This is a genomic window from Catenuloplanes niger, from assembly GCF_031458255.1.
In the GTDB taxonomy this organism is placed as follows: domain Bacteria; phylum Actinomycetota; class Actinomycetes; order Mycobacteriales; family Micromonosporaceae; genus Catenuloplanes; species Catenuloplanes niger.
Window position 1 is genome coordinate 959,410 of sequence record NZ_JAVDYC010000001.1, and the last position, 24,725, is coordinate 984,134.

Below are 24,725 nucleotides of genomic sequence, written 5' to 3' on the forward strand. Positions count from 1 at the left end.
ATGTCAATACCTAGATAGTTATGTACGATGGGACCCGCCCCGCGGTCACACCGCACGGGCCCGAAGGAGAGCACCGTGGACGTACGGATTTCGCTCGTCGCCGGCGATCCGCTGGACCGGGCCGGCCTCCTCGCCTGCCTGGACGGCGCGGCGGGACTGTCCGTCGTGGACGACGGCGCGGAGGTTCTGGTGGTGGCGGGCGAACGCCTCTCCGCCGCCGTGATCGACGCGCTGCGCCACTCGACCGCACCCGCGGTGCTGGTCGTCGGCGAGATCACGGATGAGGAACTGCTCCGCGCGGTGCGCCACCGGGTGGCTGCCGTGGTGCCGCGCGCGGCGGCCACGGCCGACCGGCTGATCGACACCGTCACGGCGGTACGGGCGGGCAACGGCGTGCTGCCACCGGACCTCGTGGGCCGGCTGCTGCGGCTGATCGAACGGGCCGGGCCGGCCACCGCCGGCCTGCACCCTCGCGAGGTGCGGATCATCGCCCTACTGGCCGACGGCCTGAACACCGAGGAGATCGGCCGGCGGCTCTTCCTGTCGGACCGCACCGTCAAGAACGTCGTGCACGAGCTGACCAGCCGCCTCGGCCTGCGCAACCGCGCGCACGCCGTGGCCTACGCGATCCGCAGCGGAGCGATCTGAGCGGGCGAACCCCGGGTTCAGATCGCGCCGGCGCGCAGCGCGTAGGCCACGGCGTGCGGACGGTTCCGCAACCCCAGCCGATGGTTCAGGTGGTGGATCAGGGTCTTGACGGTCCGTTCCGAGCACCGCATCCGCGCCGCGACCTCGGCGGTGCCGAGCCCGTCCGCCAACAGTCTCAGCACCCGCACCTCCTGCGGGGTGAGTCCGGCGCGGCCCAGGAAGAGCGGGTCACGGCGCAGGTACCCGATCCGGGCGAGCAACTCCCCGGCGAGGTTGGGCGGAAGGCCGCCACCCAGGTCGGCGGCGGCCAGAACGCAATGCACGAGCGCCTCGGCGGTGACCGAGGCGCGGGCGAGGACGGCGACGACGCGGCACCGGGCGGCGACGAGCGCGTCCTCCTCCTCGGCCGTGTCGACGACCAGCACCACCGGTGCCCCGGCCGCCACCCGGCGCAGGCCCGCGCCGGCCTGGGCGGTCAACCGGGGACAGCAGAGCACGAGCACGTCCGGCCGCGGGCCGGCCGGCACCAGGCCGGGGTGGTGCCGGAGCAGAGCGGCGACGCCCGCGCGGGCGAGCGGGTCCGGGGCCCGGATCGCCACCCGCACCTCCCGGTGCGCCGCTTCCCCCGCGGCGTCAGCCCGGTCGCCCATCCCCCGGCACCGGTCCGCGCTACTCCGACAGGGTCCGCACCCGGCGCGGGCGCCACACCACGAGCCCGACGATACCGAGGACGACGAGGAACACACCGACGGCGACGACAGCACCGACGCGCGGACCGGTGACCGGCAGGCCACCGCCCGCACCGTCAGCCGGCGGGGCCGCGACGCCGGCCGGCGTGGAGGCGGGCACGGAGGCCGGCACGGACGGCGACGGCGACGCACTCGCGGCGGTGTCCCGCTGGCGGATCCACTCCACGACGTCCTCGACGGAGCCGGCGCCCGCGATGAACGCCGGCAGGTATCCCTCGGCCTGCCCGGCCGCCGTCGGGTGCAGCACCGTCCCGTCGTTCAGTCCGGCCACGCCCACCAGCCACGGCTGCGGTGTGCACAGGGCGTGCGGGGCGAAGGCGCCGGTCACGTCGACGAACGTGGCACCGGCCGCCACGGCCTGGGCGGCCAGCACCTGGTTGAGTCCGGCGATCGCGCTGTTACCGGCGGTCCGCAGCGCGGGCGGCAGCGGCAGTTGCGGGCACTGCGCGGCCTCGGCGAACGGCACCGGGTAGCCGGTGACGACGAGCTTCGCGGCGGGCGCGTCCGCGCGGACCTGGGTCAGCAGCGCGGCGACGCCGGCCGGGACCGTGGTGGCGAGCGCCTGCGGGATGCCGGCCAGCGCGACGGTGCACGCCTCGCCCTGCGGCGCCGTGGCGCAGGTGCGGAGGATCGTGGTGAGCCCGAGATCGTTGGCGCCGACCGTGACGCTGACCAGGTCGGTCGTCTCGCTCAGCGCACCCAGCTGGGTGGCGGCGACATCGGCGGAGGTCGCACCGCTGCAGGCGGCCAGGGTGAGGTCGACCAGCTCCGGCTCGGCCCACAGCCGGGGGAACGCGCCGTCGGTGACCCGGCAGGCCGTGGACTCGGCGCCGGCGCCGACGCCGGCCGCGTAGGAGTCGCCGAGCGCGACGTAGTCGACGCGCACCGCGGGCGCGGCCAGGACGGGAAGCGCCGGAGCCAGTACGGCGCCGGCCGCTACGGCGGACGAAAGGGTGAATCTGAGGATGGACCGCAAGATCATTGGCCGACTATCGGGCCTCGGCGCCCGCTCTTCCAGCGATGCCCCCGACATTGCGCGGGTCGCGCACCGGCGGCTGCGGGCACACGCCGGAAATTGCTCTCACCGCCGGCCGGCCGGGGAGATAAATATCCGGATGGTTATGTACGATGTGCGCATGCCACCCGACGCGACCGACACCAAGCGGCGACTCCTGAAAGCGGCGACCGACGAGTTCGCCCAGCACGGCTTGGCCGGTGGCCGGGTCGACCGGATCGCCGACACCGCCGGCGCCAACAAACGGTCCATCTACATGCACTTCGGTGCCAAGGAAGAACTGTTCGACAGGGTGGTCGCCGAGTGCATGCGCGATCTGGCGCAGGCGATCACGCTGGACGACGGGGACGTGCCCCGCTACGCCGCCGAGCTGTTCGACCGGTTGCAGGTACGTCCGCACGTGTCCCGGCTGTACCGCTGGGCGTCGCTGGAACGGCAGCACGGCATCGACTCGGAGGTCACGCAGTACCGGGAGCGGATCGCGGCGATCGAGGCCGCGCAGAAGTCCGGCCAGGTCCGCGACGACATCTCGCCGGTGGAACTGCTGGCCATGGTGCTCGCCATGGTGCTCAGCTGGGACACCGCCGCCTGGTCGCTGAAGGAGCTGGCGCCCGTCGAACCGGACCCCGCGCAGCGCAGAGCCGCGCTCGTCGCGGGCGTCACCTCGCTCATCAGGCCCTGACCCGGCCCGGGCGCGACACGCCGGACCGTGATCCCGGTCGCGCTACCCGCGGTAGTCGGTGGGGCTGACGCCGTACTCCCTGCGGAACGCGGCCGCGAACTGCCCGGGACTGCGGTAGCCGCAGGCGAGCGCGACCTGGGCGATCGGCTGGGCGGTGCCGCGCAGCAGGTCAGCGGCCGCGGCCATCCGGATCCGGCGCAGGTACTGGTACGGGGTCTGCCCGGTGGTCGCGGAGAACACCCGGATGAAATGGAACCTGCTGACCCCGACGACGCCGGCCAGATCGTCCACGGTGACGTTGTCGGCCAGCCGGGCACGCATGTAGTCGGTGAGCTGATCGACCTGCTGTTCACTCAGCCGCGGCATGCGTTGCCCGGCCGGTGACCGCGGCCCCCAGGCCAGGTGCACGGCCAGCGTCCGGGCGACCGAGTCGGCGTAGAGGGCCGGGCCACCGGCCCGCAGGGCCTGCTCGAGCGCGCGTACACCGGCCGACAGGAACGGGTCACGCACGCCCATCGCCAGCCCGATCGGCCGGCCGCCGGTCGCCACCGGGTCGAGGTGCACATGCAGCGAGCGCATCGGCACGTCCGAGGTGCTGCGCCAGCGCATCCGCCCGAATTCGCCGGGCGGGGCGACACAGATCGAGCCGGGTACCCGGTCCACGACCTGCCAGCGGCCCCGATGGCGGGTGCCGCGGTCGTACCGGCCGCTGAGCGCCACGTGGATCATCGGCTTCGCGAACTCCACCCGGTAGTCGTCGCAGACCGGCGGGTCGGCGTACATCCCCACGTCGGCCGTCGTCCAGCCCAGCTCCCGGCTGGTCAGCAACGGCACCGCCGGCAGCGTGCAGGCATGTGCGGGGTGACCGTTCTCCACGGCGCGCACGGTAGCGACTCCTGTTCAATCGGCACGTACCGGTCGCCCGGGGCTCCGGTCGCGACAATGCTGCGTCCGCCACGGGACCGGGTCAACGGAATAGCCCGTTATTGCGCTACGGTCCGACCCGAACGGGCGAGCCCGCGGCCCGCGACGAACGCGCGGGCACCGGCCGGCTGAACCGGTGTCGCCGGTACCGCGTAGTAACGGGACCGCCCGGTCCTCAGGAGTTCGCCATGCCCGCTCATCCACTGCTCGACGTCGTCTGCCGAGACGGGATGTTCCTGCCCGTCCCGGGCGGGGTGTACTTCCACCCCGGGCAGACGCCGGCGAGCGTGGACCAGATGGCGCTGGTCCGGGCGATGAACGCGACCCGCCAGGCCACCGGCGGACCGATCTTCGTGCCGCGGGTGGCGCTGGACAGCACGACCGCGATGCAGTCGCTCGGCCGGGCACTGAGCGTGCTGGACCGCTCGCACGACCTGGTGCTCGTCCCGGTCCCGGGCGAGCGGCCGGACCCGGACGCGTGGCTGCGCGCGACGGAGACGGCCGGGGTTCCGGCGCACCTGCCACCGGCCGCCGTCCCGCCCTCGGCCGGCGCGCGGATCGTGCCGGTCGGTCCGGACGACCGGGAGACCGGTGGCACGCCGGTCGCGCTGCGCGTCCTCCCCGACGGCGACGCCTCCACCCGCGCGCTGCTGCGCACCGCCGCCCGGCTCGCCGCCGACATGACCACCACACCCCTTCAGCGGGTACGGGACCTGGGCGCGGCCACGTCGCCGGCGTACCCGCTGGCGGTCGGCATGGTGTTGACCGGCTCCACCGAGGGCTGGGACCCGGCCCGCCTCACACCGCCGACGACCGCCGAGATCTGGGAGACCTTCCGCGGGGCCGGGCCCGCACCGGACGACCTGGCCGGCGCGCTGCTGTCCGCGCCCGGCTCGGCCGCGCTCGTCCGCGTGCCCGGGCTCGGCGGCGACCGGCTGACCTGGCTGTTCGCCGAGGACGGCACGATCTGGGCGACCGGCCCGGAGGTCGGCCCGGCGTCACCGGCGCTGCTGGCCGGGTCGGGGAGGCCCGGCGCCCTCGCCACCTTCCTCGAAGCCGCCCGGGACACGTCCGTCCCGCAGATCACGATCACCCCCGACGAGCCGGTCATGCCGGGCGCGGTGGGCGGGTTGCGCGCCGGCATGGACCGGACCGCTCCCGCGCACCCCGCGTTCGGCCCGGACTACTTCGGGGCGCGTAAGCAGGCGCCCACGCCCGCGTTCGCCCGGCCCCTGGACGGCATCCGGACGGGCCAGCTCGACGCGTTCTTCCGGCGGCTCGACCTGACCGGCCGCGCCGGGCCCGTGTCGCTGGACGGCCTGCCGGAGACCGGCACGGTCCTGCGGAACGCGGCCGGTCAGGAGATGCCGACGCACGTACCGATGATCTGGGTCGGCTCCCCGGTCTCGCCGGACAACCCGGCCGCGGCGGCGTTCATGGCCGGCGCCGCACAGCAGGCCCGGGCACTGGCCGGCGAGGGTTACTTCACCACGCTGTGGGTGACCGAGCCGCCGACCGCGGCCGGCCTGGAGTGGGCCCGCGACAACGGCATCCGGGTCATCCCGGTCCAGGACGTCTACCACGCCTCGAACCCGGTGGACGACGCGTTCCTGGTGCACCTGGGCGCGCGCACGGTCGACGGATACACCGCGGCCGCGGACGTCCTGCGCTGGCGCATCGTGGCCGACTTCGGCGGCTTCTACTCCGACGGCGACAACGCCGTCGAGGACGCCGCCGCGTTCGCCGCCGAGGTCCGCACGCTGTTCGAGCGGTACGGCTGGGCGATCCACGAGGGGGCGTACGGCAGGGACGGCAAGCGCCGGATCAACAACTCCGGGATCCTCGGCGCCCGGCACCACCCGGCCGTCCGCGAGTTCCGCGAGCTCATCGCGGACAACCACGCGACGAGGCAGTCGGAGCTCATGGCACCGATCTGGTCGCTGTTCAGCGGATACGCGGGCGGTGTCGAGGTCGCCGAGCACCGCGCGATGGACATGCTGCGCAGACCGTTGCTGTGGACGGCCGGGCCGCAGATCCTCGAGCAGATCGGTGGCCGGCTGCCCGGCCGGCACCGTACGGGCGACGGCGCGCTGCCCCGGCTGCGGTCGGTCCACATGGGACACGCGGCCAGCTGGTACCGGCCGGATCCGCTCACCCCGACGCGATCGTTCACCGAGGCGGAGCGGCCGGCGGTGCTCGCCGGGCTCGCCGCCGTGCTGGCGTGGCAGCTGCTCTTCCGCGGCCGCGACCTGTACCTGCCCGCGGTGGCGCCGGTGGTGGCCGGCTTCCCCGATCCGGATTCGGTGTGGCGGGAGCTGCTGGAGCCGTTCCTGACCGAACCGCCGCTGCGCGAGCTGGTCCGCACCGTGACCGACCGGGTGCTCGTCGCCGGTGCCGGGGGCGGCGTGCAGTTGCGCCAGGTGGAGCTGCCCGAGGATCTGCGCACCGCGTGGGGGCTCGACGGCACGCACACCAGCACCTGGCAGCTCGGCGAGCTGATGCGATCGGTCCGGCCGGCGCAGACACCACAGTTGCGGTGGAGCGGCCTGACCGAGCCCGGCTCGGCCGACGACACGGTGCACCGCATCGCCCGCCTCACCGGGCCGGAACGTACCCGGACGACCGGCAACCTGCCGCTGGTCACCGCCGTGCTCGACGCCCGCGTCGCCCCGCTGCTCGCCAAGGACCCGGTCGCGGCCGCGGCGTGGGCGCGGTTCGTCGCGACGGCACCCGGACCGGCCCGCGACGTGATCACCGCCTACCACCGGGCCCGCGAGCGGGCGTACGAACGGCTCGGCCTGGACCCGCGCAGCCCGCTCCTGCCGTCGTCGGCGACGCTCGTGGCCCGGTTGTCCGGCGCGAGCCCGGACGCGGTGTTCCCGGACGCGGCCGACCGGGCGCTCGCCGCCGCCCTGGCCACGGCCTCGCCCTGGGCGGACCTCCTCATCGGGGCGCTGGACACGCTGGACCCCTGGGACGGCACCGACCCGGACTGCGCCGACCGGGTGACGGACGTGCTCCGCGCGCTGGGGATCCCGCTGCCGTCCGCCGTCGAGGACGCGGTGCGCGGCCGCGACCGGCTGGCCACGCGGATGGGCGGCTTCTTCCAGGAGCCGGCCACCGCGGCCCGGCTGACCGCGCTGCGGATCGGTGCGGTCACCCCGGTCTGGGCGGTGGAGCAGGCACACGTGGTGCTGGTCCACCGGCACGACGCACTGCACTACACGCTCGTCGAGACCCAGGAGAGCGGCACGGCGCGACTGCGGCCGTTCACCACCGATCGTCTGCCGGAGCCGCTGGCCGGCACCGTCCGGCTGCTCGGCGACGCCGGCCGGGCCCTGCTGCAGGCGGACCTCGACTCCCGGGCGATCGTGGCCGGCCCGGACGGCTCGGCCGCACCCGCGTCGGACCGGACCGTGACCGCCCTCCTCGACCCGGGCACCGCCGGCGGTGAACCCGGCATGCTCCGGGCGTTCACCGGCCGGCCGGCCGAGGCCACCGTGACCGTCACGGACGACAGCGTCGACTACTTCGCCGGGCTCGCGGACGAGACCGGCTACGCCGGCAGCAAACTGCGGCGCGCGGTCACCACCGCCGGGCACCAGCGGCGGGTACGCGCACGCGAGTTCGTCGAGCGCCGGCTCGGTGACGCCCCGCTGCGCCGCGACCTGGTCGACCCGGCCGTCTGGTTCTACCGCAGCCGGGTGGCGCACCTGGACGTGTCGATGCGGGTGCGGTCCGACGAGCGCGGCGCCGTGCAGGTCTCGAAACCGCTGCCGCTCGACTCGTTCCTGCAGGACCGGAAGATCGAGTGGCTCACCGACGACCTGATCCAGGCCGGCTGGACCGTGACGCACGGTGAGGTGAACGACGTACGGCCGGCCGAGCGCCGCGTCACGGTGCACACGCTGGCACCGGACGAGGGCACCCTGCGCGCGCTGTGGCACGCCCGCGACTCGATGCTCGACCTGGAGAACCAGCACGCACACCGGTCGTACCGGCTCGCCCAGACCGAGACACAACAGCGGGTGCGCGTGCTCGCGACCGCGCGGGCGGCCGAGCTGACCGACCCGGCGCGGCGCCGGCGGGCGTGGACCGCGCTGGCCCGCACCGTCGCCGAGGAGCTGGGTGTCCCGCCGGTCACCGACGTGTTCATCGACGACACCGGCGCCGTTCGGGAGGGCCGCTTCGCACTCGACACCTGGACGCTGACCCTCGACGGACGGCAGCACCTCGACGGGATGCTGTCCGCGCTCGTGGGCGCGCTGACCCAGAGCGAACGCTACGCGCTGGCCGTACGGCGCATGATGCTGGCCGGCCGGCTGACCGGCCAGGCCGAGGGCCTGCCGGCGAGCATCCGGCAGGCGTTGTCGTCGATGCCACCGCCGCCTCCCGGGCCGGCCGACGTCGCCGGCCGCGAATGGGACACCGGATCCGGTGGTGTGCGGCGGGCCAGGGAACGCCTGGCGGAGTTGCGGCGGTCGATGACCCCACCGGCCGAGGCATGGCCCGGCGGCCGGCTGCACCGCCGGCTCGTGGCGGAGGACTCGGCCTGGCGGCAGCTCGCCGCCGACCTCGAGCTGCGGTACGGACGGATGCCGCGCAAGGCGTCCGACCTGGCGGTGACCCGGAGCTGGGCGGCGGGCGGCTCGGTCCGCGACTGGAGCGGCGTGCGGGTCCACGGACTGGCCGGCTTCACCGCGCACCCGCTGGGCGCGGCCGGCGTGCACCTGTACGCGCGGCACACGGTGACCGGACCGGATCACGGCCCGGCCCCGCTCGCGCGCCGGCCACCGGCGACCGGGCCGCTGGTGGTCGTCGACTTCCCGGCCCGGATGGACGTCTCCGGCGCGCTGCACGCGCTGCGGGCGCAACTGCCCGACGGCGCCGTGGTCGAGTTACGCCCCAACACCCTCCTCCATCCGGAGACGGTGGTCGCGTTGGCCGCGGCGCTCGGGCCGCGGCACCGGCTCACGATCGGCACGGACGGGGTCGACCTCACCTGGGTCAGCGGCGCGATCCGGCACTTCGCGGCGTACGGGCGCAACCACCGGCCCGCGCTCGGCCCGTTCGCCGCGCACTATCTGGTCAGCGCCGACCCGCTCGACCCGGTCACCGCACCCACCGCACTGGCCGACCTCGGCACCGCCCGGTTCCGGCTCGGCCCCGGCGTCGAAGCGGCGCTGACCGTCGGCGGCCGGCTGTGGATCGGCGAGCCCGGCACGGAAGCGGCCGCGCATCCCGACGATCCGCCGGTGGTGGTCGGCACGCCGGGCCGCCCGACCCCGTGGCACGTCTGGCAGACCGCGCTGGACCGGGTCGCCGACTTCGCGTCGGCCGCCGGTGAGCCGTTCGCGGCGGAGAACGTCCGCGTCCACGCACCGCTGCCGATGCCCACCGCGCTGCCCGACGTGTCGCCGGACGCGATCCGGCCCGTGCACGACGAGGACCGGGAACTGTTCCGGTGGCTGTTCGGCGACCTCGACGACGGCGTCCCGGTCCCCGACCCGGACGGCCGGCCGCTGTCCCGGTACCACCTGCTCGACGCGCTGGCCGACCTGGCCGGCGCCGACCCGCGGTCGACCGGCCACGACGAGATCGCCCGGGCACTGTCCGAGCTGGCGCGACTGGCCGGCACCGGCACCGGCATCGACGCGTTGCGCCGGTTGCTGGTGCTGGCCGCCGAGGCGGTACGCACCGGTGGCCTCCGCGGCATCACCGTGGACCGGCTCCGCGCGCTCCAGAGTCCGCCGGAGGTGTTCCCCCGGCGGTACGCGGACCACCTCGGGCAGGTCGGCCTCGGCTGGCTGGCCGAGGACCTGCGCGCCGCCGGCGTGAGCGTCCGGTCCGAAGGGGACGACGTACCCACCGGACCCGGCGACTGGGTCCTCACGGTCGCCGACGACACGGACGAGCGCCCGTTCCTGACCGCGCGCGACGAACTGCTCGGCCTCGGCGCCCGCCACGACCACCGCACGTACCGGATGTCCGGCCCCGAGCTGCGGGAACAGGCACGGCAGTGGGCGACCGCCGCGCACACCGCGCTGGCCGGCGGGGACGTGACGGCGTGGACCGCGCTGGCCCACCGGCTGGCGGACGCGGGCGGGGTGCCCCGCCCGGAGCACGTGTCGGTCGGCGGCTCCGGCCCGCTCCTCGACTCCGCGACGTGGACGCTCACCCTGCCCCGGGACCGCAACGTCGACCGGGTGCTGCGCGCGCTGCTGCACGGCCTGCTGCGCGCCGAACAGCACGTCGTCGCGGGCCAGGACCGGGTGCTGCGCCGGGAGGTGAGCGCCGCGGAACTGGCGGAGCGGACCGTCCCACGGGTACGCAACGCGATGCTGCGCGGCCCGGACATCGGCGACCTCCGGGTGGACCTCGTCCGCCGGGCGTTCGGCCCGCAGCAGCGCGCCCGGAGCCGGGAGCTGCGGCAGGCCGCCAAGGACCTCGACGCGCTGCGGCCCGCGGCCGTGCCGGGCACGGGCAACGGCCGGGTCCGTCGCCGCCTGGCGACCGCGGCCCGTGCCTGGGCCACGGCACACGACCTGCTCGACCTGCTCCACCGGGCCGAGCCGCGCGCCGCGACCGAGCTGTGGGCCGACCGCGCGCTGCTGGCCGCCGGGTCGGTACGCGACTGGAGCGGCATCGACGTCCCGGCACCGGACGGTCACCGGGTGACCGGGCTGGGCCGGGCCGGCGTCCACGTGCACCCCGACGGCGAGGCACCGGCGATCACCCGGCGGCCGCCGGAGGACGGCCCGCTGGTGGTGATCGGGCTGCGGCCCGGCACCGACCCGGGCAGGTTCGCCGGGATGCTGCGGAGCCTTCCGCCGGGGACCGTGGTCGAGCTGCGGCCGGGCCGGCCGGTGTCACCGGCCGACGCCGTCGCGCTGGTACGGGCCCTGGGCACCACGCACACGGTGACGATCGCGCGGGATCGGCTGCGGACGCCTCCGGAGGGCTATGACGCCCGGCACTTCGCGGCGTACGGCCGCAACCACCGGCCGGCGCTGGGCTCGTTCGCCGACCACTACCGGGTCGGCGCCGAGCCGTTCGACCCGGACGTCGAGATAACCGTGCCCCGGGACCCCTCGTCCGGCCGGTACGACCTCGGCGCCGGCACCGTCGCGTACCAGATCGGGTCCCGTCTCTGGATCGGCGCGGCCGGCACCGCACCACGGATCGGGCCGGACGACCCGGAGATCGTGATCGGCACCCCCGGTCAGGACACCCCGTGGCCGGTCTGGCAGGCCGCGCTGCACCGGATCGCCGAGTTCTCCGCCGCGGCCGGCCTGGAGCTGCGCACCCGGCGCGTCCGCGTGCACCGGCCGGAACAGACCACGCCCGCGGTGCCGGCCCCGTCGGCGGATGCGCTGCACCCCGTCACGGACGCGGACCGGGCGCTGCTGCGCGCGCTGACCGGCGACGACGCCCCGGCGGGCACACCCGACGCGTTCTACCTGGCCGACGCGGTGGCCGACCTCGCCGGCGTCTCCCCGGACACCACGGACCCGGCCGAGATCACGGCAGCGGTGGACGCACTGGCCACCCGGATCACCGGCACCGGTGGGACCGCCGCCCGCCGCACGCTGCTGGACCTGGCGGCCCGCGCGACGGGCGACGGTGGCCTGACCCGGCTCGCGACGCTGCGGCCGGCGGACCTCGGCCCGCAGCGGACCCGGCGGCCCACCGAGGACCTGCAGGTCTACTCGGTCCGGGTGCAGCAGCCGGGCCCGGACGCGATCGCCGCACTGCTGCGCCGGGACCCGGCGGCCGAGCTGGACGACGCGTTGTTCGCGATCCGGATGGCCACGCCCGGTGTCCACCAGCTGACCGGCACGGACCCGGAGACGAGGCGGGCCTGGGCGGACACCTCGGCCGCGCTCGCCGGCCTGCGGAACCTGCCCGCACCGGACGCCTGGTCGCGGCTGCCCGAGCTGGGCATCGACGCGACGCTGCGCCGCGTCGCCCGGCTCGTCCCGGACGGGACACATCTCGCGGCCCAGCCGCTCCTGGCGCTGGACGCGGTCCTGCGCACCGGGGTCTTCCCGGACCACGTCTGGCCGGCCCCCGCACCCGTCCACCGGCTCGGTGCCTGGACCACGCAGCCCCGGGCCGTCCTGGACGCCGTCGACGCGTACGCCGCGCGCGCCGGCCGTCCCGTGGTCGCGGTCGACCTGGCCGGCCCGCCCGAGGTGGTCACGCCGGTCATCGACCGGCTGCGGGAACTGCTGCGCTGGTACGGGCGGATCGGCCCGGCGCCGCTGGTCGTCGGGTCCCGGGCCACGGCGTACGGGCTCACGCTCTTCGAACAGGTGCGCGCGGAACAGCGACCGGTCGCGCTGACCACCGAGATGGCCGGGTGGCGGCTGCGGGACACCGACGGCAACACGGTCGGCGAACTCACGGCCACGCCGGCCCGGAAACAGTTCGAGGACGCCGCCACGCTCTCCCCCACCGTCAGCGGGTCACCGGTGGCGCTGCGCGAGTGGCTCAGCGCCTTCGACCCGGCCCCGGCCGAGGCCTATCACCGCGAGAACTGGGAGCGGCTGCACGACCCGGCGGTGGCCACGGCACTGGACCGGCTGGCCGAGGCGCACCCGGACGACACCCGGCTGGCCGCGTTCCGCACCGCGCTGGCCGTGGCGCGGCGGGCCGGCGGTCCGATCCCGGCCACCGGCCCGCGACCGGCCGCCGCCTCGCTGCTGGAGGTGGAACCACCGTGGACCGCCGACCGCGGCCGGGTGCCGGTCACCGTCGTCTACGACTACCTGCGAGCGGACGGTGACCGCCGGGCCCGGGTGCCGTGGGACGGCCTGCTCTTCGCGCTGATGCTCGCCGGCGAGCTGACCGACGCGCAGGCGCTGTCCCTGCCGCGCGCCACCGCCGTCACCGGGCACGACCTGGCGAACCTCACGATGATGACGGCGATCGCCGAGATCCGCGCGCTGCCGGACCGGGCCGAGCTGCTGGACGCGGACCCGCTCACCCATCCACGGCTGAAACCGATCTTCGACCGGATCGGCCGGATCACCAAGGGCGGTCCCGACGGCTCCTACCGCGACTGCCTGAGCCCGGACGACCGCGTCGCCTGGGTCGGCCGGCTCGACGCGTACGCGAAGCGGCTGGCCGCCTCCGGGGACCCGTTCCAGCGGCTGCGCGCGGACCTGATCGGCGCCGTCACCTACGCGGCGTCCAACTGCTGACCGGAAGGTCAGGCCGCCGGGCCGGCCCCGAACGTGCGGCGGTAGCCGGTCGGGGTGGTGCCGGTGGCCCGGCGGAAGTGGTGCCGGAAGTTCGCCGGGCTGCCCAGACCGCACGCCCGGCCGATGTGGTCGACATCGGCGCTCGTCGTCTCCAGCAGCTCACGTGCCCGGCCGATCCGCGCGGCGGTGAGCCACCTGATCGGGCTGACACCGAGCTGGGCGGTGAAGATCCGGGCGAACGTACGCTCGGAGACGCTCGCGTGCGCGGCCAGGTCCGCGACCGTCAGAGGGGCGTCGAGGTTCCGCAGCGCCCAGTCCATGGTGACGCTCAGCGCACCACGCTCGGGCGGCGCGGCCGGACGGGTGACGTACTGGGCCTGGCCGCCCTCGCGGTGCGGTGCGGCGACGATGCCCCGGGCGACCCGGGTGGCCACCGCGGCGCCGCAGTCGAGGCGCAGGGCTGTCCGCCACCTCGCACTGGCTGGTCCTGGACGAGCTGACGCGGCAGCATCCGCGGGTCGACGTCGTCCGCGACCGGCGCTGGGTCGACGCCGGGCAGGTGGTGACCAGCGCGGGCATCACGGCCGGCATCGACATGTCGCTGCACCTCATCGCCCGGCTGGACAACGTGGAGACGGCCCGGGCCGTGGCCGGCATGCTCGAACACCCCTGGGACCCCGAGGTGTCACACCTCCCGGCCACCGACCCGGCCGACATCCGGCTCGCCCGCGCCGCCATCACACCACCCAGGGGGTGACCGGCGGGCGCCCGGTCACGGGGACGGTGCGGCCGCTACGCGTCGAAGGTGACGACCACCTTCTCGGCCGCGCCCGGGGTGGAGCCCAGTTCGAGCGCGCGTCGGGCGTCGGCGAACGGGATGCGGTCGCTGATGAGGATTTCGTAACGCTCCCAGTGGTCGACGAGGTCCTGGGTGACCTCGAAGATCTCGGTGGGGTAGCCCATGGACAGCACGACGGTCAGCTCGGTGGTCAGCAGGCTGCCGAAGTCGACCGGAACCGGTCTCTTGTGGACGGCGACGATGCCGAGCGTCGCGCCGTGCTTGGCGTTGGCCAGCGCCGTTTCCAGCGCGGCCGGCGCGCCCGCCGCGTCGAGGTAGATGTCGGTGTCGGGGCGGGTGCCGCGCACGAAGCTGCGGGGAGCCTCGCCGTGGATCTCGAGCAGCCGCTGGGTCACGTCCTCCTCGGCGGAGTTGATGACGGCGTGGGCGCCGACCTTCAGGGCCTTGTCGAGGCGGTTGGGGACGATGTCGACGACGACCACGTGCGCGCCGCGCAACTCGTACGCGATGGCGGCGCCGAGGCCGACGGGTCCGGCGCCGAACACCACCACCCGGTCCCCCGGCGACGGGTTCGTCCGGTTGACCGCGTGGCCGGCCACCGCCATCGGCTCGTTGAGCGCGGCCACCTCGAACGGGATGTGCTTCGGCACGGCCAGCAGGTGGACGCCGGCCTTCGCGTCACGCACCAGCACGAACTCCGACAGGCCGCCCTGGGCGCCGCCGCTGCCGATGATGCCGTCACCGGCCGCCATCGGATTGAGCACGACGTGGTCGCCGACCGACACACCCCTGACGTCGGCACCGACCTCGACGACCTCACCGGCCGGCTCGTGGCCGAGCGGGGTCGCGCCCTGCCGCGGCGGAATGCCCCCGACCGAGATGTACAGGCCGTCGGACCCGCAGACACCGCAGGCGCGGATGCGCACCAGCACGTCGCGCGGTCCGGCGACCGGCCGGTCGACCTCCACCACGGCGGTCTCGCCGGGCCCGGTCACCTGGATCGACTTCATCACGCCTCCACTTGATCGCATTAGTGATCATTTACGATCGCCGCCCCCGCTGACGACCGGGCCCGCACCGTCCTGGCCGGCCGCGACCGCCTGCCGCCAGGACCGCAGCGTCTTCGGTGGCACGCCGACGCCGAGCACGCCGGCCAGCCGGTCACCCGTGCGGTACGCGGCCAGGAACCGGCGCTCGGCCGGGTCGCCCTCGACCACCTCGACCGCGTCGTGGCCGCGCAGGTAGCCGTACGCGTGGATCTTCAGGTCGTACTGGTCGGACCAGAAGTACGGCACCGGCGCGAACGGCTTGCGGGCCGCCGGGTGCAGCAGGTTGCGGGCCGCGGCCATGCCCTGCTCGGCCGCGTTCGTGCGGTGCTCGACGCGCATCACGGTGCCGAACAGCGGGTTGTGCCAGCGTGCCACGTCACCGGCGGCGTAGACGTCCGGGCCGGCCGCGCTGAACTCGTCGCAGACCACGCCGTCGGCGACGGTCAGGCCGCTGCCGTCGAGCCATTCGGTGTTCGGCACCGACCCGATCGCGACCAGCACCTCGTCCGCCTCGATCAGGGTGCCGTCGGTGAGCCGTACCCCCTGATCGGTGGTCTCGGCGACGGAGACGCCGGTGCGCAGGTCGACGCCGTGGTCGCGGTGCACGTCGGAGAGCACCCGGCCGGCCCGCTCGCCGACCGCGTGCGCCATCGGGACCGGCGCCGGTTCGAGCAGCACGACCTCGCAGCCCAGACCACGGGCGACCGCGGCCGCTTCGGCACCGAGGAACCCGGCGCCCACCACGGCCAGCCGGCGTCCCGGACCGAGCCGGGCCCGAAGGGCAAGAGCGTCCCCCACGGTACGCAGCACGTGCGCGCCTCGGCCGGGCAGCACGCGCGGCCGTACCCCGGTGGCGATGATCAGACCTTGGTAGGAGATCCGTTCGCCGGTGCTCAGCGCGACCGTGCGGGCCGCCGGGTCCAGCCCGGTGGCCCGCACGCCGAGCCGCAGGTCGAGGTCCAGCGCGGCCAGTTGTTCGGTGGTGCGCAGCGCGAGCCGTTCGGCGTCCCACCGGGACGCGAGGATCTGCTTGGACAGCGGCGGCCGGTCGTAGGGCGCGTCCAGTTCCTCGCCGATCAGCGTGAGCGGGCCGGTGAAACCCTCGCGGCGCAGCGTCTCGGCCGCGGCCAGGCCGGCGGCGGACGCGCCGACCACGACGACGTGTCTCACGCCTCCACCAGCCGGATCGCCGCGGCCGGGCAGACCGCGGCGGCCTCACGCGCCGCGTCGTGCCGGTCCGGGCCGGGCTCGGCGTCGAGCACGATCGCCACGCCGTCCTCGTCGCGCTGGTCGAACACGTCCGGTGCGACCATCGCGCACTGCCCGGCGGCGACGCACTTCGGTTCGTCGAACTCCACGCGCATCACCAGGTCACCGCCAGCGACCTCAGGCCGTAGGCGACGCCCTCCATCGCGAACGGCACCTCCTCGAACGGCACCGCCGGCGCGAGCGTGGGGATGCGGCGGTAGAGCGTGCCGTAGACGACCTGCAGTTCGACGCGCGCGAGGGACTGGCCGAGGCACTGGTGCGCGCCGTAGCCGAACGCGTGGTGCGAACGGGCCGGGCGGGTGAGGTCGAGCACCATCGGCTCGGGGAACTCGGCCGGGTCGTAGTTCGCGCCGGCGAGTTCGAAGATGACGCCGTCACCGGCCTTGATCACCGTGCCGTGCAGCTCGATGTCCGCATCGGCGATGCGCCGCACGCCGGTGTGCACGATCGTCAGGTAGCGCAGCAGTTCCTCGGCCGCGTTCGCCACGAACCGCGCGTCGTCGGAGCGCTCCCGCAGCAGCGCGAGCTGGTCCGGGTGCCGCAGCAGCGCCAGCGTACCCAGGGAGATCATGCTGGCGCTGGTCTCGTGGCCGGCGATGAGGATCGCGTTGGCCATCATAATCGCCTCCGCGCGGCTCATCTCACCGGCCCGCACCCGCCCGGCCATCTCGGAGATCACGTCGTCACCCGGGTCCGCGGTCTTCGCGTCGAACAGGTCCGCCAGGTAGCCGCCGAGCGCGCGCCCGGCCGCCGCGGCCTCCTCCGGCGTCGACTCGTGGCTGATCAGCGCGTGGCTGGCGGTCTGGAACAGCTCGTGGTCCTGGTACGGCGCGCCGAGGATCTCGGTGATCACCATGGTCGGCACCGGCAGGCCGATCGCCTGCACCAGGTCGGCCGGGTTCGGTCCGGCCAGCATCTCGTCGATCAGCCGGTCGAGCACCTGCTGGATCCGCGGCCGCAGCGCCTCCACGCGCTTGACCATGAACGGCGCGTTGACGGTACGCCGCAGCCGGGTGTGCTCCGGCGGGTCGGTGTTCGTGATCAGCGGCGGGTGGTGCGGCGCGGACGCGGCCCGGGCCCGGGTCATGTGCGGATATCCGGGCCGCTTCTCGTCGATGCTCAGCCGCGGGTCGTTGAGCAGCGCGCGCTGGTCCGCGTGCCGGGTGACGAACCAGGGCGTGCTGCCGTCCCAGATGCGCACCTTCGCGACCGGCGGCATCGCGCGGATCGTCGCCGAGGGTGCGAACGGGCAGGCCGCCTCGCGGGGTGACGGATACTCCGGTATCAGGGTCTCGGACATGGGACCCATGCCAGCAGCGGCGGCTGACACGGGCCGGACCCGGACCTGACGCGACGCTGACGTGACCGGCGTCACTCACCCAGCAGATAGCCGAACCCGCGCCGGGTCCGGATGAGCGCGGGCCCGGTCAGGTCGACCTTGTGCCGCAGGCGCGACATCAGCCGCTCGATCGCGTTGCTGCCGCGCGCCTCGCCCCACACCTGCCAGGCCACCTGGTCCTTGGACAGGACCCGGCCGGCGTTGTGCAGCAGGTAACGCAGCAGCCGGTACTCCGCGGCCGTCACCTCCAGCGGCCGGTCGCCGCGCCACGCCTGACAGGTCACCTCGTCGAGCAGCAGGTCGCCGTGCCGCAGCACCGGGTCCCGCACGGCGTCGCGCGCCCGCAGCAGCACCTCGACCCGGGCCAGCAGCTCGGCGGCCCGGCACGGCTTGGTGACGTAGTCGGCGACCTCCGCGCCGATCTCCGGCACCAGGTCGTCGAGCGACTCGCACCACGTCACGCACAGGATCGGTGGCTTGTCGGCCAGGGCCGGACGGTGGTCGGCCAGGTCCAGCAGGTCGGGGATGTCGACGTCGACGATGAGCAGGTCGTAGTGCTGGGCACCGAGCAGCCCGACGGCCGCGGCGCCGGTGTCGACCGCTTCGACCACGTATCCGGACGAGGCCAGACTGCCGGCGAGCGAGCGGCGCAGGTCCAGCTCGGGGACCGCGGCCAGCAGCCGGCGACCGTACGGAGTGGATCGGCTCACCACTACAGCCTAGTTTCGATCGCTTTGCGGCGCTGTGCCGCATCGGTGGCGTGCCGCCCCGCGCCGGCGTGCGAGGCGGCACGTGCCGCTGGTCAGCCGGCGGCGGATCCCGTCGGGCGTCCGATCCGGTCCAGCTCGTCGAGGTCCTCCGCGGCGAGCGTGAGCGCCGCGCCGGCGGCGTTCTCCCGCAGGTGTGCCACCTTCGAGGTGCCCGGGATCAGCAGGATGTTGGGTGAGCGGTGCAGCAGCCACGCGAGCGCGACCGCCATCGGGGTGCTGCCGCGCCGCGCCGCGACCGCGGACAGCGCGTCCGACTGCAGCGGGGTGAACCCGCCGAGCGGGAAGAACGGCACGTACGCGATGCCGTCGGCGGCGAGCCGGTCGATGAGCGCGTCGTCGTGGCGGTGGGCGAGGTTGTACATGTTCTGCACGCTCACGATCGGCGCGATGGCTCGCGCCTCGTCCACCTGCTCCGCGGTGACGTTGGTGACCCCCAGCTGCCGGACCAGACCCTCCTTCTGCAGCGCGACGAGCGCTTCGAACGGCTCGGCCAGCGAGGCGGCCCGCGGGCCCTGCGCGTCTCCCATGCGCAGGTAGACCAGGTCCAGGCTCTCCACCCCCAGGGTGGTCAGGCTGTCGAGCACCTGCTCGCGCAGCTCCTCCGGCCGGCGGGCGGTGGGCCAGCCGCCCTGCGCGTCGCGGCGCCCACCGACCTTGGTGGCGACGAGCAGCGACGGCGGGTAGGGGTGCAGCGCCTCCCGGATGATGTCGTTGGTGACGCGTGGCCCGTAGGCGATGCTGGTGTCGATGTGGGTGACGCCGATCTCGACCGCCGCGCGGAGGACGGCCAGCGCTCCCTCGCGGTCGGCGGGCGGTCCCATGACCCAGGGACCGGCGAGTTGCATGGCGCCGTAGCCGAACCGGTTGACCGTGGAGTCACCGAGGTTCCAGGCGCCGCCGGGAAGGGATGGAGACGACATGCGTGCACCTTCGTTCGTGTAGTAGCGGGCGGTCGTACCGCCCAGCGGGTTGCTTCTACACGTTAGGAGGGCAACTCTCCATCGGGGAGTACGCACTTGGAAGTGCGTTACTCACCCGCTCGGACGACGGCGGTGCCCGGCCGGCCTCGAGTCGCCGGCCGGGCACACCACGCGACGCGCCCCGGGGGCCGCCGCGTCATGCCGTCAGGCGCGGTGCCACTTCTGGTTGACGCTGCCCGCACAGTCCCAGATCTGCAGCCGCGCGCCGTTCTCCGGGAACCAGTCCTTGATGTCGAGGCACTTGTCGGCCTGCGGGTTGACCACGTCACCGGCCTCGGTGAGCACCCATTGTTGCGCCGGGTTCCCGCTGCACCGGGCCAGTTGGACGGCCGCGCCGCTGTCCCTCGAACCCCAGGCGACGTCCACGCACAGGTTGTCCCTCGTCATCAGCGTCCCGCCGGAGAAGGCCCACCGCTGCGCGTCGGTGCCGTTGCAGTCCCAGATCTGCAGGGGTACGCCGTCCGCGAAGTCCGCGTTCGGCACGTCGAGGCACTTGCCGTTCCAGTTGCTGACGAGCGTGCCGCCGGTGGACGGGTCCGCCGCGCCCCGCTGGGCGGGCGGCGCCGGCTCGGCCTGCGGGGCCTCCTGCTGCTGGATCTGCTGCGGCGGCTGCTCGACCGGGCCCGCCGGCGGCGGCGTGGTGCCGTTCCCGTGGAAGGTGACCGTGAAGCCCGTGCACTCGTCGCACTCGAACATCGTCTGGTTGCCCGCCATCGCGTCCATCTTGGACCAGCTGTACGCCTTGGGGCACACGCCGGCGACCGCCCGGCTGTAGTCGGTCTCCGCGTCCCGGTTCGGGTTGACACAGTTCACCGCCCGCCCCTGGTCGTCCCGGACCAGGTTCGCCGCCGGGCAGCTGGGCAGGAACGGCTTCGCGCAGCCGGCCACGCCGCAGTGCTGCGAGCCCTCCTGCGGCGCCGCCCCACCGGTCGGCGTGATCGTGACCGGCAGCGACACCGCGTTGACGTAGCTGATGTTGTACCAGACCGCGGTGAGCGCGTCGGACGGATCGAAGTTGAACTCGGCGAGGCTCACCGGCTGCTCGGAGTTGATCGCGCAGTGGTCGGCCGCGTTGCCGCAGTCACCGACCGCGCAGTGGAACGTGCTGCCCGGCTCGCCGGCGCACCCCTGCCGGGCGAAGAACTTGCCCCGCCAGTGCCCCGGGCCGGAGTTCTCCGGGATCTCGATGGTCGCCCGCTGTCCCGGCTCCAGGACCGGGAGGCTGCCGAAGTTCTGCGACCCGTCGGCGTTGACCGTGCTGCCGATCCAGAGCTTCTCGCCGCTGTCGTTGACGAACGTGACCGTGTGGTTCGCCGCCGCGGCCGCCTTCGTTTCACCGGTGAACCCGTCGGTGAGCCCGGCGATCTGCATGCTGGCGACCAGCAGGAGCACCGCGACGGCGGTCAGTACCGCGGCCAGCGAACTGCGTCCCGCGAAGGAAAAGTCTCTACCCGGCATAACCCTCACTCTCGCCGGGATCGGTATGACCGGTCTACGTCCCCGAAAGGGTCTCTCAGCGCCCCCTCGGGTCAGGCGGCACCGCGCCGCGCGGAGCCGATCACCCGTTCGATCAGGTCGTCGACGAACGCGGGCGAGGCCGGCTGCCCGGCATAGGTGACATGGACCAGAACCGCACCGGTGAGCAGGGCGAGGACCGGTTCGACGTCGGCGGGGCCGAGGTGGGTGGTCAGGACGGCCCGCATGGCGCGCGTGCCGGTCTCGTAGAGCCGCTGGCGCAGGTCGGCCACGTCCTGCCCCTGGCCGGCGTGTTCCACCACGCCGGCCAGGAGCCGGTCCAGATGGCCCTCGGCCAGGTCGTGCGCGAAGTCGAGCAGGGACGCGCGCAGGTCGGCGCGCAGATCACCGGTGGCGGCCGGGTGGTCCGCCTCGTCACAGATCAGTTCGATCGAGGCGCGGATGAGGTCGAACCGGGTCGGCCAGTGCGCGTAGACGGTCGCCTTGGAGTAGCCGGACCGGCGCGCCACCTCCGCGTGGGTCACGGCGTCCCATCCCCCCGCGACGAGCAGCTCGGCGGTGGCCCGCACGACGTCCCGGTGGGTTCGCAAGATCCGGGGATCGACCCCGGCGGACGAGTCGGTCTGCACCACCGAAGCTTAGACGCCGTGATGACACCGGATCACTACTGGACAGGTTGTTCAGTAGTTGCCATGATGTCTACATGCCGAAGATCGAAGCAACTCCGTACACCGGCCCCCTCCCCCCGGCGTCCCCGCCGGCCGGCACGGGCCTCTTCCAGCTGCCCACCGGCAGTTACCTCACCCGGGCCGCGCTCGCCTTCCGCGGCGGCCGCTGGGTGGAGCACCGCGATTTCGCCTCGACCGCCGTGCTCGTCCGGCACCCGGACGGTGACGTGCTCATCGACGCCGGCTTCGGGGCCGACGCGGCGCGGCACATCCGGACGCTTCCCGCGTTCCGCAGGTCACGCCATCGGCTCGGCGACACCGCCCGGCAGCAGCTGGACGCCGCCGGCTACGACCGTCGCCGGCTGCTCGGCGTGGTCCTGACCCACTCCCACTGGGACCACGTCAGCGGCCTGGACTCCCTCGACGTCCCGGTCTGGCTGGCACCGGGCGAGCGGCAGTACGCCGGTCGCGCCACGGACGACCGGGTCTTCTCCCTCGTCACACGCCACCACACGATCCGCGAGTACACCTTCGAGGGCCCGGCCTACCTCGGGTTCGCATCCAGCTACGACGTCCACGGCGACGGCTCGGTCGTCATCGTCCCGGCCGCCGGGCACACCCCCGGATCGGTCGTGGTCTTCGTGACCCTGCCCGCCGGGCAGCGGTTCGCGTTCATCGGCGACCTCACCTGGCAGCTCGACGGCATCACCCGCCGGGCCGAACGGCCGCTGCTGCTGCGCACGCTCGCCGACAGCGACGCCGCGGCGGTGCGCGCCGACCTCTCCCGGGTCATCGCCCTGGCCGACCGGGTGCACCTCGTCCCCGCCCATGACGCCCGCGCCTATCACGGCATCCCACGGCTGACCGCCGAGACGGCGGCGGCCTCGTGAGCCGGTACAGCGCACGGGCCCGGGACGGCCTGCGGGTCTACGCCCACAACTTCGGGCTCGACGAACGAACCGCCGAACGCCTGATGACGGACCGGGCGGGCCAGGACTACGTCACCGAGGCGTACGAGGCCGCCGGCGGACCCGGATGGCACGGCGACGCGCTCGCGGACCGGGACCGCGCCGTCGCGGTGATCGCCGCCCTCGTCGCGTCCGACGTCGTGGACGAGCGCCTCGACGTCTACCTGCGTCTGGCCCGCCGGAACGGGCTCGACGACGCCGGCCTCACCCAGCTGATGATCCTGCTGACGGCGTACGTGGGTCAGCCCTGCGCCTCCGCCGCGATGCAGGCGGTCGGCCGGACGTCCCCACGCCGGGACGACCCCGCGTAGTCCGGGGCACCGGCACCGCCCCCTCACCTCGTCGGACGGCCGGCGATCGGGCGCCAGCCAGGGTGTGGGACACCTAGGCTGAACGTGGCCTTCATATCCCGGTTGTCTGCGGCGATGCTGGATCCGCGCCGGACAGAAGGGAGGCCGACATGGACGGCAACGCGCTCGGCGAGTTCCTCCGCCACCGGCGGGAACGGTTACGCCCCGAGGACGTGGGGCTGGCCGGTGGCGGCTGGCGCCGCACCCCCGGCCTGCGCCGGGAGGAGGTCGCGAGCCTGGCGGCGCTGTCGCCGGACTACTACTCCCGGCTGGAGCAGGGCAGGGTCCGCACCCCGTCGTCGGCGGCGCTGGCCAGCCTGGCCCGCGCCATCCGCCTCACCGGCGACGAACAGGACTACCTGTTCCGTCTCGCCGGACAGCAGCCGCCGGAGCCGCGCTCCCCGCTGGCCCACGTCGATCCGGCGATGACGTACCTGCTGGACGTGCTCACGCACACACCGGCCCAGGTGGCCGACGACCTGCTCACGGTCGTCGCCCAGAACCGGGCCGCGGAGAACCTGCTGGGTGTGTGGACCGGGTTGCCCGGCTACGAATCCAACGTCACGTGGCGCTGGTTCGCCGACCCGGCGTCGCGGGACGGCAACGACCCGGCCGAGCACGAACGCATCGGCCGGGCCTACGTGGCCGACCTGCGCGCCGGTGTCGCCCAGCGCGCGCCCGGCGACCGGTTCGCTCACGGGCTGGTCGCCGACCTGCTCGACCGCAGCGCGGAGTTCGGTGCGCTGTGGGCGCGGCAGGAGGTGGCCGCGCTGGCGTCGGCGCCCAAACTCATCCGGCATCCGCTGATCGGCGAACTCGACCTGCAGTGCGACGTCGTGCTGAGCCCGGCCACCGGCCACCGCCTCGTTCTCTTCCGGCCACGTCCCGGGTCGAACGCGCACGAGCGGATCGCGTTCCTCGACGTCCTCGGGAACCAGAAGTTCGCCTGAACCGCCCCCCCCTCATGCATCACCGCGACATCGCGGGCGCCGTCGCGCGCCCATCCGTCACCGAACCGAAGGAACCCCGTGAACATCAGCGGCAACACCGTCTTCATCCCCGGCGCGACCTCCGGCATCGGCCTCGGCCTGGCCCTGCGCCTGCGGGACAGGGGCAACACCGTCATCGTCGGCGGCCGGCGCACCGCGCTGCTGCGGCAGATCGCCGCCGAGCACCCCGGCCTGGACACGATCGCCGTCGACACCACCGACCCGGCGTCGATCACGGCCGCGCGGGACGAACTCGCCACCCGCCACCCGGCCCTCGACACGCTCATCACCATGGCCGGGATCATGGAGCTCGAGGACCTCCGCGACCCGGCGTCCCTCGACGTCGCCGAGCGCACCGTCGAGGTCAACCTGCTCGGCCCGATCCGGCTGATCCACGCGTTCCTGCCCGGCCTGCTGGCCCGGCCGTCGGCGACCGTCATGACGGTCAGCTCCGGCCTGGGGTACGTGCCGCTGCCGGCCACGCCGAGCTACAACGCCACGAAGGCGGCGATCCACTTCTTCACCGAGAGCCTGCGGGTGCAGCTGCACTCCAGCAACGTCCAGGTGATCGAGCTGGTCCCGCCGGCCACCCGGACCACCCTGATGAACCAGCAGGACTCCGCCGTGGCGATGCCCCTGGAGGACCTCCTCGACGAGGTGATGCAGCTGCTCGAGACCGACCCGAAGGCCGAGCAGATCGTGGTCGAGCGGGCCAAGTGGCAGCGCAACGCCGTGGCCGAGGGCCGCTACGCCGACGTCCTCGGCGTGCTCAGCGGCCGGTACCGCTCCTGACCCGCGCGCGGCCGGGTGCCCAGCCGGCCGCGCGTATCGCGCCGCCGGGGTC

At 74.3% G+C, this 24,725-nt stretch carries 20 protein-coding genes; 8 read left to right on the plus strand and 12 right to left on the minus strand.

Features of this window, described 5'->3' with window-relative positions; all coding sequences use genetic code 11:
- The first annotated feature begins 27 nt into the window (after positions 1 to 27).
- Positions 28 to 648 carry a helix-turn-helix transcriptional regulator gene (locus J2S44_RS04265; protein WP_310409184.1) on the plus strand — a complete coding sequence of 207 codons (621 nt, stop codon included), beginning with the start codon at positions 28 to 30 and terminating at the stop codon, positions 646 to 648.
- A 17-nt stretch (positions 649 to 665) separates the two neighbouring features.
- On the opposite strand, the gene J2S44_RS04270 is transcribed toward J2S44_RS04265, so the two are convergent.
- Together J2S44_RS04270 and J2S44_RS04275 are read right to left on the minus strand one after the other, a co-directional pair.
- Entirely contained in the window at positions 666 to 1,298 is a 633-nt protein-coding gene (locus J2S44_RS04270; protein WP_310409185.1) for a helix-turn-helix transcriptional regulator, read from the minus strand.
- 19 nt (positions 1,299 to 1,317) lie between these two features.
- Positions 1,318 to 2,379 (minus strand): SGNH/GDSL hydrolase family protein, encoded by a 1,062-nt coding sequence (locus tag J2S44_RS04275; RefSeq protein WP_310409187.1) that lies wholly within the window; start codon positions 2,377 to 2,379, stop codon positions 1,318 to 1,320.
- A 154-nt stretch (positions 2,380 to 2,533) separates the two neighbouring features.
- Here J2S44_RS04275 and J2S44_RS04280 point away from each other — a divergent pair, with 154 nt between their 5' ends.
- Positions 2,534 to 3,094, plus strand: coding sequence for a TetR/AcrR family transcriptional regulator (locus J2S44_RS04280; RefSeq protein WP_310409188.1), 561 nt, complete (start codon positions 2,534 to 2,536; stop codon positions 3,092 to 3,094).
- Between the two features lie 42 nt (positions 3,095 to 3,136).
- Here J2S44_RS04280 and J2S44_RS04285 read toward each other — a convergent pair whose 3' ends face one another.
- Complete coding sequence (locus J2S44_RS04285; RefSeq protein ID WP_310409189.1) at positions 3,137 to 3,970, minus strand: helix-turn-helix domain-containing protein; 834 nt, start codon at positions 3,968 to 3,970, stop codon at positions 3,137 to 3,139.
- Positions 3,971 to 4,206: 236 nt separating this feature from the next.
- Here J2S44_RS04285 and J2S44_RS04290 point away from each other — a divergent pair, with 236 nt between their 5' ends.
- On the plus strand, positions 4,207 to 13,224 hold the full coding sequence (locus J2S44_RS04290; RefSeq protein WP_310409191.1) for a hypothetical protein: 9,018 nt from the start codon (positions 4,207 to 4,209) through the stop codon (positions 13,222 to 13,224).
- Between the two features lie 8 nt (positions 13,225 to 13,232).
- On the opposite strand, the gene J2S44_RS04295 is transcribed toward J2S44_RS04290, so the two are convergent.
- Positions 13,233 to 13,658, minus strand: coding sequence for a helix-turn-helix domain-containing protein (locus J2S44_RS04295; protein ID WP_310409192.1), 426 nt, complete (start codon positions 13,656 to 13,658; stop codon positions 13,233 to 13,235).
- Between the two features lie 125 nt (positions 13,659 to 13,783).
- Between J2S44_RS04295 and J2S44_RS04300 the strand changes: the two genes are divergently transcribed.
- On the plus strand, positions 13,784 to 13,981 hold the full coding sequence (locus J2S44_RS04300) for a hypothetical protein (RefSeq protein WP_310409193.1): 198 nt from the start codon (positions 13,784 to 13,786) through the stop codon (positions 13,979 to 13,981).
- A 35-nt stretch (positions 13,982 to 14,016) separates the two neighbouring features.
- Here the strand turns inward: J2S44_RS04300 and J2S44_RS04305 are convergent, their stop codons facing one another.
- From J2S44_RS04305 to J2S44_RS04340, 8 genes are all read right to left on the minus strand, one after another.
- Positions 14,017 to 15,033: a zinc-dependent alcohol dehydrogenase gene (locus J2S44_RS04305; RefSeq protein WP_310409195.1), complete on the minus strand. Its 1,017-nt coding sequence runs from the start codon at positions 15,031 to 15,033 to the stop codon at positions 14,017 to 14,019.
- A gap of 27 nt (positions 15,034 to 15,060) precedes the next feature.
- Positions 15,061 to 16,242, minus strand: a complete 1,182-nt coding sequence (locus J2S44_RS04310; protein ID WP_310409197.1) for an NAD(P)/FAD-dependent oxidoreductase — start codon at positions 16,240 to 16,242, stop codon at positions 15,061 to 15,063.
- Positions 16,239 to 16,436 carry a ferredoxin gene (locus tag J2S44_RS04315; RefSeq protein ID WP_310429472.1) on the minus strand — a complete coding sequence of 66 codons (198 nt, stop codon included), beginning with the start codon at positions 16,434 to 16,436 and terminating at the stop codon, positions 16,239 to 16,241. The genes J2S44_RS04310 and J2S44_RS04315 overlap by 4 nt, the downstream gene beginning before the upstream one ends.
- Entirely contained in the window at positions 16,436 to 17,641 is a 1,206-nt protein-coding gene (locus tag J2S44_RS04320) for a cytochrome P450 (protein WP_310409199.1), read from the minus strand. The genes J2S44_RS04315 and J2S44_RS04320 overlap by 1 nt, the downstream gene beginning before the upstream one ends.
- A gap of 71 nt (positions 17,642 to 17,712) precedes the next feature.
- The gene (locus J2S44_RS04325) at positions 17,713 to 18,390 is read right to left on the minus strand and encodes a response regulator transcription factor (RefSeq protein ID WP_310409201.1); all 678 of its coding nucleotides are present in this window, start codon (positions 18,388 to 18,390) and stop codon (positions 17,713 to 17,715) included.
- A 92-nt stretch (positions 18,391 to 18,482) separates the two neighbouring features.
- Positions 18,483 to 19,370 (minus strand): oxidoreductase, encoded by an 888-nt coding sequence (locus J2S44_RS04330; RefSeq protein WP_310409202.1) that lies wholly within the window; start codon positions 19,368 to 19,370, stop codon positions 18,483 to 18,485.
- A 204-nt stretch (positions 19,371 to 19,574) separates the two neighbouring features.
- Positions 19,575 to 20,888 (minus strand): thaumatin family protein, encoded by a 1,314-nt coding sequence (locus J2S44_RS04335; protein ID WP_310409204.1) that lies wholly within the window; start codon positions 20,886 to 20,888, stop codon positions 19,575 to 19,577.
- A gap of 71 nt (positions 20,889 to 20,959) precedes the next feature.
- Positions 20,960 to 21,535: a TetR/AcrR family transcriptional regulator gene (locus tag J2S44_RS04340; protein WP_310409206.1), complete on the minus strand. Its 576-nt coding sequence runs from the start codon at positions 21,533 to 21,535 to the stop codon at positions 20,960 to 20,962.
- A gap of 74 nt (positions 21,536 to 21,609) precedes the next feature.
- On the opposite strand from J2S44_RS04340, the gene J2S44_RS04345 reads away from it, so the two are divergent.
- From J2S44_RS04345 to J2S44_RS04360, 4 genes are all read left to right on the plus strand, one after another.
- On the plus strand, positions 21,610 to 22,464 hold the full coding sequence (locus J2S44_RS04345; protein ID WP_310409207.1) for an MBL fold metallo-hydrolase: 855 nt from the start codon (positions 21,610 to 21,612) through the stop codon (positions 22,462 to 22,464).
- Positions 22,461 to 22,853: a carboxymuconolactone decarboxylase family protein gene (locus J2S44_RS04350; protein ID WP_310409208.1), complete on the plus strand. Its 393-nt coding sequence runs from the start codon at positions 22,461 to 22,463 to the stop codon at positions 22,851 to 22,853. The genes J2S44_RS04345 and J2S44_RS04350 overlap by 4 nt, the downstream gene beginning before the upstream one ends.
- 149 nt (positions 22,854 to 23,002) lie before the next feature.
- Positions 23,003 to 23,842, plus strand: a complete 840-nt coding sequence (locus J2S44_RS04355) for a helix-turn-helix transcriptional regulator (RefSeq protein ID WP_310409210.1) — start codon at positions 23,003 to 23,005, stop codon at positions 23,840 to 23,842.
- Between the two features lie 78 nt (positions 23,843 to 23,920).
- Positions 23,921 to 24,673 (plus strand): SDR family oxidoreductase, encoded by a 753-nt coding sequence (locus J2S44_RS04360; RefSeq protein WP_310409212.1) that lies wholly within the window; start codon positions 23,921 to 23,923, stop codon positions 24,671 to 24,673.
- Positions 24,674 to 24,725 lie beyond the last annotated feature (52 nt).